This is a genomic window from Aliiglaciecola lipolytica E3, from assembly GCF_000314975.1.
Taxonomy (GTDB): Bacteria; Pseudomonadota; Gammaproteobacteria; order Enterobacterales; family Alteromonadaceae; genus Aliiglaciecola; species Aliiglaciecola lipolytica.
The window spans coordinates 122549-132476 of sequence record NZ_BAEN01000014.1 but is presented as its reverse complement, the minus strand read 5'-3'; the positions used below and the strand labels follow the sequence as shown (position 1 = coordinate 132476).

Sequence of the window (9928 nt, the reverse complement as noted above, 5' to 3'; positions counted from 1 at the left end):
TATTTGAATAACGATTCAAGCAGAACTACTCTCAGTTGTACTTGTTTCTTTTGAATTAACATTATGAGAATTACACTGTTTAACTTTACTTGCTCGAACCTGATCATCATATTAATTCTGTTTACATCAGGTTTTGTACCCGCTAGAGCAAACACCAATAATTGCGAAAAAAACGGCGGCTATTCTTATGTTTGTGGGCTTAATAGCCCTGAAGACTTAGTTTCTATTCCGAATTCTGATTGGTTAGTAAGCAGTGGTTTTGCCGGCAATGTTGCAATTTACGCAATCAATACTAAGACCAAGGCATTGCAACATTTGTATCCTTCTAAAGAGTCTAAAGCGAAGCAGAACATGCAAACTTATAGAGACTGCCCTGGCTCTCCTGATACGAATAACTTTACTACCCATGGGCTCAATATCCGCCAGGTCAGCGATAATTTATTTACTCTATATGCAGTGGGTCACGGTGAGCGCGAAGCAATAGAAGTGTTTGAGGTAAATATACACTCTAACAAGCCAGAGCTGGTGTGGATTGGTTGTGTTCTTACGCCTGACGGGCTTGAAGCCAATAGTGTGGCTTCTCTAGAGGATGGGACCTTATTAGTCACAATTCCTTTAATCGGCTTTACTATTAATGATCTATTCAAAGGTGTGCCTACAGGTGCAGTTTATCGCTGGTCGCCTGGTGATAAAGGTTTTGAAGTTGTCGAAGGAACTGAAATCGCTTATGCAAATGGCATAGAAACTTCTGAGGATGGTTCTGAGTTTTACATCGCGTCTTCTGGTGAAATAAAAATCATGGCATTTTCTAATACTAATCCTGCAAAGCTATTGCGGAGCACTGGTCGTTTGAGTTTTGTACCTGATAATATTCGCTGGGGAAAATCGGGAAAACTAGTGACTGCGGGTATGAAAATTGATGATGAAAACTGTGGTCACGTTAAATTAAACGAACAATTTGATTTTATGGAATTAGCCAGTTGCCCACGCTCATTCATGGCCATCGCCATTGAACCAAAAACGATGAAAATCACGACTCTGGCCAGCTCTAACGCGCAACAACAATTCACTAATGTGACTATGGTTTTAGAGCTTGAAGATGAATTGTGGTTTGGCTCGTTTTCAGGTGACCGTGTTGCTTACCAAAAAATTACTAATTCCGAATAAGAAAAGGAACTTAATAGATCTGAAGCCGTTTGGTCGTGATTTGTTAACAGTTATTCATTCATAGACAGCCACAAACTAGACTCCCTGAAAAACCAATTCAGCTATGCTTAAGTATGCTTTTTCGAGGAATGAATGATGCCACTAGCAAGGAAACAACAAATCAGTTTATCTGATACCCCTTATTATCATTGTGTTTCACGCTGTGTTCGACGGGCCTATTTGTGCGGGGAAGATAAACTGACCGGCAAAAACTACGAGCATCGCCGCCAGTGGGTAGAGGATAGATTGTTATTCTTAACCACCGTCTTCGCTATTGAAGTGTGTGCTTTTGCTGTCATGAGTAACCATACCCATGTGGTATTGCATGTCAATTCTGAAAAAGCAAAGTTTTGGACAGATAAAGAGATTGCTATGCGCTGGCACAAGCTGCACAAAGGCACCCTCCTCTCACAAACCTTTACCGGGAAACAAGCACCAATGCTTACAGAGGCTGAACTAATCACATTGCGATCTACTTTGGCAGTCTATCGAAGTCGATTAGCCGATATTAGCTGGTTCATGCGCGAATTGAATGAGCCTATCGCCCGACATGCAAACCATGAAGATAACTGTACAGGCCACTTTTGGGAAGGACGGTTCAAATCACAAGCACTATTGGATGAGCATGCATTAGCCGCTTGTATGGTTTATGTAGATTTGAATCCCATTAGAGCCAAAATTGCCAGCACACCTGAATCTTCCGAACATACTAGTGTGAAACGCCGCATTCATGATTTTAAAAATGGGAATCAACCATCTACTTTGATGCCTTTTGTTGGCAGTCCAACACAACCACAACCGCTAGGACTGATGTTCGATTTGATTGAATATCTCAAATTGGTTGATCTATCCGGTCGCATCATTACACCGAACAAGCGTGGTGCAATTGATATTGCGGCATCGCCCATATTACAGCGCTTAGGATTGGATAAACAAATGTGGCAAGATATGTTTCTGGCGTTTGAAACTACCTTTAGCGTGGCAGCCGGACAATCAAGCACGTTAAAACGATACAAACGAAAACGTCGGCAAAAAAGTTCTGCTGGGTAAAGCTCTGCGTCAAAGTCACTTATTTCATTTGTGTCTTTACACAAGAGACAAACCTAACTCCCAACCAAATTCACCTTATTGACGATAATTCATCACAAGAAGATGATTGCCAGATACATTTACCAATAATAGATGAGAACTGACGCGCTTACTTTAGCCCGACAAGAATTAAAGGCTACTATCACCACAATCTTAAAAGATGCCTGTCCATGATTTAACCGATAGCAAACTAGTTCTTTGATAAGTTTTTAACTGTGAATTCTAATGCATTCAGCAGATAGTTTACCCGTAAGCCTAACCTTTTAGAACGTGCTTTTTGGTCAATAATTACTTGTTGCATGGTAGCAAGTGCAGGAGTTGCTTGTAAGCCAATTTCGTTTAGCACATTCGCTGCATGCAATGCGATTGTTTCCGGTGATTGGCTAATATGGGTTTGCAGCACATTTAGGGGCTGTTCGATTATGTTTAATTTAAGCAATGCTTCGGCTGCCGCAATTTGCACATCAGCCGATGGATCGGTAAGCAAGTTTATTAAGCTTTGGGTTTCTTGCTCTGAAGCCTGATTTAAAATAGTAAAGCCTGTTGCAGCCCAATACCTGACGGCGGCTTCATTGTCGTTTAAGCGCGAGGCTAACAAACTTTGATATTTCGTTTGGCCCAAACTCGCAATTTCAGCCGTTTCAATCACACGTTCAATGGGAAAGCTTGGGTGATTAACCAACTCATACGCGGTTATATCTTTTGTTCTTTCCACCAACTCTCCCTCTGGAATAAATCCAATATCTTTATAGTGGCGGTTTTTTTCAGCTAATAGTTGGCGCATTGCGTTTAATGTATTTTGATATTCCGGTTTATTTGCAAGGTTATTGACTTCCCAAGGGTCACTTTCTGTATTGTATAACTCTTCCACGGGTTTGGGATGCCAAAACTGTTGTTGTGCAGAGTTGCAGCGCCCTGCTAAACATTCTGCTTGCCAAGAGCGGATCGAAGCTGCTCGCCATAAATATTCTAAGTGCAAAGCATATTTACGATGCGGCAGATAGTTACGAATGTATTTAAACTTCTTATCGCGTATTGCACGTATTATATCAATACGTTCATCCATACGGCCGCGATACAAATAGGCGGTTTGTTTAGTGATATCGCGAGCGCTATTTAATAAGCTCTTGCCATGCCAATGGGCTGGCGGCTCAACGCCAGCGAGCTCTAGTATAGTAGGAGCAAGATCAACAATATCGACCATCACATCACTTCGGCTGCCCATATCTTGAGGGGCTAAATGCTTAAATTTGACAGGAAACGCCATAATTAACGGTATTTTAGTGCCTGAATCAAATAAAAAGCGTTTGCTGCGGGCAATCACGCCACCGTGATCTGAGAAGTAAAAAATTATCGTGTTGTCAGCTAATCCTGCGTCTTCTAAATCTTGTAATAATTTACGTACTCGGCTGTCCATTTCTGATATACGATCATAGTACAAAGCCCAATCATAACGAATTTCAGGAGTTTCTGGATGATACGGTGGTAAACTCACCGCGTTCGGATCGTGGAGTAATTCTGCTTTTTTGCGATGAATTTGCCCTTCGTGAGAAATACCTATGTTTTCTACATGAAAAAAAGGCTGTCCTTTTGGGCTATTTTTGTAATTTCCTTTATCCCAATATTTCTGATCGTTGGTTTTGTAATTGAAGTCCGTTTTGTTGTGATTAGTGACAAAATAACCAGCTTGCTTTAAGTAAAAAGAATAGGGCTTTATAAAATCCGGTATGGCATACCGACTACGCATATTATGAGTGCCCAACGCATTGGCGTACATTCCGGTATACAAACTAAATCGAGTTGGTGCACAAACCGCCGAATTAGCAAATGCGTTGTCATAAACAATACCGCGGTTGGCAAGTTTATCCAGATTTGGTGTCGTGGCAAATTCATCACCGTATGCACCTAACATTGGGCTGTTATCTTCACTCACGATCCACAATATGTTGGGGCGTGGCGAATGCTTACCATCTTTCGCTATAGTAAAGAAAGTGCAAAAAAATAGACTCACCATGACTACAAGCCTAGTAATCATATGAAAGTGCTTTATTGTCATGAGAATAAATCCTTGCGAATCGGCTAAGCAAATTGTCATAAATTGACAACGAGGTGATATAGAAAACGATTTGGCAGGGGTTAACCTGACAAGGAGCCTCTAACGTTATGACAATTCAACTCATTAAAAGCAGTAAATATTTAAGACGTTTTATCTCGACAGATTTCTTGCAACTGACCAGTTAAACTAAAAAAGAAATATTGAGAAGTTGAGTAAGAGCACGACCGACCCATTCGACGTTTCGATGTAAACATCTCAAAGGTAATCGTTTTGCGTTGTGGATTACATCTACTGCAGCAAATGCATCGCTATTCTAAAACACAAACAAAAAAGGCCTCGAATAATCGAGGCCTTGAATGTGGTTGCGGGAGCAGGATTTGAACCTACGACCTTCGGGTTATGAGCCCGACGAGCTACCAGACTGCTCCATCCCGCGCTTGAAACTGGTGTTGTTTGGGAAGTGATTTGTTTCTCTTCCCTCTCAAGTGGTGCGTATTATACATAGCCATTTGCACTGTGCAAGGAGGATATGCAAATAAATGCAATAAAAGTTTAATATTTTAGACTGTTTGGTCAAAATCAACGCACAACGCTTGTTTAACGTACTATTGCGGTACATTTACCAATAAAACACTAGTTAAATAAATCCATTTTCCCAGCTAATTTAAAATCTAATTCACTAATTCCACCTACATCATGGGTAGTTAATTTAACTTCAACCTTATTGTAGACATTGAACCATTCTGGGTGATGGTTTAGTTTTTCTGCCCAGATAGCCGCCTGCGACATCCAACCGAAAGCGCGAACAAAGTTTTTAAATTTATAGGTTTTAACCAATTTATCATCTTCGATTTGCCATTTTTGTTCATCACTTTTACCCGCATTAAGATCTAATAAAGCATCCATTATTTGTTGTTTTGAATATTTTTCTGCCATTTTTTATCGCCTTAGCTGATGAATGAATTATCAGTGTCGAAAATAACTCGGTAAATTGAAAGGTTTGTATCAAAATACTATCTAAAATACCGGAAGGGGTTATTTACAAAAAAAATCCCCGAACGATATCGGGGATTTTATTACACTGCGTTGAGCTTAGAACTCAACCGCTAATCTTGCATAGATTTGTCGACCACGAGGATCATGTACTTTCGAATCGAAACCACTGTTAGTAAATAACTGTGGAGGTTCTTCATCAGTAATGTTTATTCCACCGATAGACAACACGTAACTCATATCACTTTCCAACAATGCACCTAAATCTAGGTTGTATTGGGCGTCGATTGTGACATGGCTATCTATTTCATAAAAACTGTTTGTAGCACATACACCGCCGGTAGCTAATGTACCATCGCTACAGTTTTGATCATCGTCATAACTACTTATGTAACGCACAAATACATTTGCAGCATGTACGCCGGTATTCCAGTTCAATCCAACGTTCATCCGTAGTTCCGGTGAAGACACACCGATATTCGTAAAGTTACGTCTACCTGCCCCATCAACATTTCCAGCTTGGGGATCAGCTAAATCGTACTTAGTAATATAGGTCGCATTGATTGAAGGGGTGAACGTACCAGCTCCATCCGTTTCAATTTTATAACTACTTACAAAATCTAAACCTGCTGTTTCCAGCGAGCTTGCATTAACATAGGTGCTGTTAATTTGCAGTACCGGACCAGTTAAAGGATCACCCGCTCTGATAACACGGTCTGGATTGGTAGGATCGGTATTCAAAATAGCCTGAGCATTTTCTTGAATGATTAAGTTCTTAAACTCAAAATTCCAATAGTCCAACTCAATAGATAAATCATCTACCGGCTCAAATGAAAACCCGACATTATACGCCGTTGATTCTTCTGGCGTCAGATCTTCATTACCTTCAGCTCGCACGGCAACAAATGCTTGCGCGCCTTGTACGGGGTCAATAAGTTGTTGTAGCGAAGTTGCTCCACCATTTCGTAAGAATACGGTTGGCGCTCTAAACGAAGTAGAAATAGAACCTCGTAATGAAAAGTTATCCGTTGCACGATATGAAAATGCCAATTTCGGATCAATTGTATCTCCAATAGCACCGCCGTAATCTTCGTAACGCACAGCAATTTGTACATCTAACTTCTCAGTAACAGGTAAGGCTAACTCACCAAATGCAGCCCAAACATCTAACGAGCCTTCAAAATCTGGGTTACCGATAACAAAGGTAAAACTATCTTGGTTAGCCAGTGAATCGTAATCTTGAGATAGTTTTTCTTCACGGTATTGTGCGCCAAGAGCCACAGATGCCGCTCCCCCACCCATTTCGAACGCTTCAAACGATACAAAACCTTCGAATACTTCTAAATCTGCTCTTGAGTCGATGACTTCTTCACCAGTAAATGAATCAACTACATATTGAGAGTTAGGTGCAGTAGTGTATGAATTTGCGAAAGGGTTGAAATATTCACAATCACCTTCGCCCGGCGTGCCGGTTAACGGATTACACTGTCCGCCACCTAAGCCATTTAAAGCTAAATTAAATTCAGTGTTTAATACATCTGGCACTTTAAATAAGAAGTCATTCACAGCGCGTGTGTAACTAACTTCCCAAAAGCCATCATCCATTATGCCTTGCAAAGCAGTATTAAATCGAAATGTATCCGATTCAGTTTGTGCCGGATCACCGTCAAAGCCATTTCCCTCTGCGCGTCCAAAAAATGCCACCGGAGCACCAAATGGGTTTTGTGGATGGTCAGCAGGAACAATCGGAGAAGTTAATATTGGGAAACTAGGCGCACCACCCCGTTCTGCTCGATTTCTGGCATAACCGAATTCCGTGGTCCAAGTTAAATCATCGCTAACCTCATAAGTGGCTTGAGCATAGATGTTAGTTCGCGATTCATCAGCAACATAGGAATAATAAGGTCCAAAGTCAAAACCACAAAGCCCTACTTCTAAACCTGGAATGGTACCACTTGGAGCACGTAAATCAGGGTATCCCCCAAACTCTTCACAACCATAGGGATCAATAATGGGTAACGCACCTACGCCAGGAATAGTAAGGAAGTACGAGCCAGGATTCCCCAAAGCACTCGTATCATCCTGAGGTCGACTCAAACGACGATCACTAATAAATAAGGGGGAGCGATTTGTATAACTAATGGCGGCCATGACATTACCTTTATCTCCATTAGCACCCCATAAGCCTTGGACAACGTACTCTTTGTTGTCACCATGCGCGCCATCTTGATAGTCAAAACTCATCATCGCGCCTTCATAGTTACGCTTGGTAATGAAGTTTACAACACCTGCTACCGCATCAGAGCCGTACAAGGCAGATGCTCCATCTTTCACTACTTCCATACGATTGATTGCAATCATAGGCACCAATGAACTTGTGTCTACAAAGTTTAAACCATCGTTAGTTGGTTGTGCGTTAACTACCTGGCGGCGATTATTTAATAGCACTAGTGTTGAAGCGACCCCTAAACCCCGTAAGTTTATATTTGAGGTTCCCGCTGTCGCATTTTGAGTAAATGCATCTGGGTTATTCTGTGAGCCAGTATTAATTGTTAGTGTTTGGGTAATGTCAGCGATATTTTTTGCACCAATAGCATCTATTGCTACGCTGTCTATAACCGCCAATGGTGAGGGTGATTCGAAATTTTCTGAGCGTCGCACGAAGCTACCCGTTACCATAATTAGTTCTACTTCTTCATTTGCCTGTTGCTCCTGAGCAACGGCTAATTGAGGTAGCACTAAAAACTGCGATGAGACTATTGCCGCTATCGCACTTATACGTGTTTTGAGTTTCATTGAGTGTCCCCTAAATCAATGTGAATCGTAACGGTCAAATCAACACCAAACAGCATGCAGAATAACCAACACTCTCACCTGATAGTTTTTAATTTTTTGTGTTTGGCTTACAAAATCTCGAAGCCTGTCACAAATAGTAGGGGGAGATTGGCAATATGTAAATTTACCGTTATTTATATGTAAATATTTTTTTAATCGATGGCCCTACCAGTCAATAGGTAGGTAAATTGGAGATTACTCAACCAAAAGCATCAGAAATGTACCAATCATTGCAGGTTTATCGCGATTTTCTATTTCAACTTGGGTATTAAACCGGTAGAGCACACCAGTTGATTTAACTGTCCTGGAGTCTAATCTCACGTGATAACGTATTTTATCATTTACCCTAACCGGTTCTAAGAAACGCAACTTATCGACACCATAATTCAACAACGTCTGAGTATTTGAATCCAAGGAAATCAGTTGATAAAACGCATTTGGCATTAGTGCAGTTGAAAGTAATCCGTGTGCAATTGGTGTTTTAAATGGGCTTTCCTTTTTGCAACGTTCTACATCTACATGGATCCATTGTTGATCGTTGGTAACGTCAGCAAATTGACTGATGATGTTTTGATCAATGCTAATCCACTTTGTGATACCTAGTTCTTCACCAGCCTCTAACTCAAGCAATTCTTTCGCCATACTTCACCTCTTTTTACACATTAATTAACAATTTAATAAAATATTATCAACCTGAATACTATTAATGAAATGAATGTTATGTATAATCTTCCATCATGATTTCTAATAAAAACTTCGTTTAGCTAAATTTATTGTAAATATAGGATCTTTATGAATTTGAATCGAATTGACTTGAATTTATTCGCTGTTTTTGACGCTATCTATACAGCCGGAAGCTTAACTAAAGCTGCCGATGTATTGTGCATAACTCAACCAGCGGTGAGTAATTCACTTGCACGCCTTCGTGACATGTTAAATGATCCGCTTTTTGTTCGCACGGGTCACAGCATGACGCCAACACCCGTTGCGCAAAATATTATTGGCCCAGCCAGAGACGCTTTGTCACTACTACGAAAAAGCGTGCAGGACAGTCATACCTTTAATCCTGAAACAGCCGAAAAAACCTTTCATTTTGCAACACGAGACTTATTTGAAGCTAGCCTAATGCCCAGATTACTGGCAAATTTGCATACCAGAGCGCCAAAAATATCCATAACTAATTTTGAGTTGTCTCGAAATGCTGTTGTTTCAGCGATGGCAAGCGGCAGTCTCGATTTTTATGCAGATTCTTCTACTTTTACCGACCCGCATTTGTGTAAACATCAGTTTGCTCAAGATAGATTTGTGGTTATGGCCAGGAAGAATCACCCTGATTTACGCAACGGCATAGATTTAGAAACGTTTTTACGATTAGGACAGATAAATGTGTCCAATCGTCGCAGTGATCCTGGGCCCATAGAATTGGCTCTAGACAAAATTGGTAAACGCCGCAGAATCGTATTGCGTGGACAACACTTTTTGACCGTGCCTAGCATTATCGTCAAAACCGATTTAATCGCTTGTATCCCCTATCATCTTGCTAAACATTACGATTTATCTTTTTACGAATTACCTTTTGACGTACCACCGGTTGAACACTATCTATATTGGCATGTCAGTGCTGATCATGACCTTGCACATATTTGGATGCGTGAACAAATTTTAGAGGTAGCTAAACAGTTCAATCCTCATTAACAATGATTAATTCTATCCAATTCCTAAACTTGGTTTAGGAATTGGATGAGTCCT

The 9928-nt window shown here is 40.7% G+C and carries 7 protein-coding genes and 1 tRNA gene; 3 read left to right on the top strand and 5 right to left on the bottom strand.

Going from position 1 to position 9928, the window contains the following annotated elements:
- Window positions 1-63 precede the first annotated feature (63 nt).
- Both GLIP_RS02205 and GLIP_RS02200 read left to right on the top strand, forming a co-directional pair.
- Window positions 64-1167, top strand: a complete 1104-nt coding sequence (locus GLIP_RS02205) for an SMP-30/gluconolactonase/LRE family protein (protein WP_008842925.1) — start codon at window positions 64-66, stop codon at window positions 1165-1167.
- Window positions 1168-1302: 135 nt separating this feature from the next.
- The gene (locus tag GLIP_RS02200) at window positions 1303-2256 is read left to right on the top strand and encodes a transposase (RefSeq protein WP_008842924.1); all 954 of its coding nucleotides are present in this window, start codon (window positions 1303-1305) and stop codon (window positions 2254-2256) included.
- Between the two features lie 229 nt (window positions 2257-2485).
- On the opposite strand, the gene GLIP_RS02195 is transcribed toward GLIP_RS02200, so the two are convergent.
- From GLIP_RS02195 to GLIP_RS02175, 5 genes are all read right to left on the bottom strand, one after another.
- Window positions 2486-4351, bottom strand: coding sequence for a sulfatase-like hydrolase/transferase (locus tag GLIP_RS02195; RefSeq protein ID WP_161602032.1), 1866 nt, complete (start codon window positions 4349-4351; stop codon window positions 2486-2488).
- A gap of 359 nt (window positions 4352-4710) precedes the next feature.
- Window positions 4711-4787 (bottom strand) — tRNA-Met (locus tag GLIP_RS02190).
- A gap of 197 nt (window positions 4788-4984) precedes the next feature.
- The gene (locus GLIP_RS02185) at window positions 4985-5287 is read right to left on the bottom strand and encodes a 4a-hydroxytetrahydrobiopterin dehydratase (protein WP_008842921.1); all 303 of its coding nucleotides are present in this window, start codon (window positions 5285-5287) and stop codon (window positions 4985-4987) included.
- A 156-nt stretch (window positions 5288-5443) separates the two neighbouring features.
- Window positions 5444-8140, bottom strand: a complete 2697-nt coding sequence (locus GLIP_RS02180) for a TonB-dependent receptor plug domain-containing protein (RefSeq protein WP_008842920.1) — start codon at window positions 8138-8140, stop codon at window positions 5444-5446.
- A 234-nt stretch (window positions 8141-8374) separates the two neighbouring features.
- Window positions 8375-8821 carry a MaoC family dehydratase gene (locus GLIP_RS02175; protein WP_008842919.1) on the bottom strand — a complete coding sequence of 149 codons (447 nt, stop codon included), beginning with the start codon at window positions 8819-8821 and terminating at the stop codon, window positions 8375-8377.
- 150 nt (window positions 8822-8971) lie between these two features.
- Between GLIP_RS02175 and GLIP_RS02170 the strand changes: the two genes are divergently transcribed.
- Window positions 8972-9874: a LysR family transcriptional regulator gene (locus GLIP_RS02170; RefSeq protein ID WP_008842918.1), complete on the top strand. Its 903-nt coding sequence runs from the start codon at window positions 8972-8974 to the stop codon at window positions 9872-9874.
- Window positions 9875-9928 lie beyond the last annotated feature (54 nt).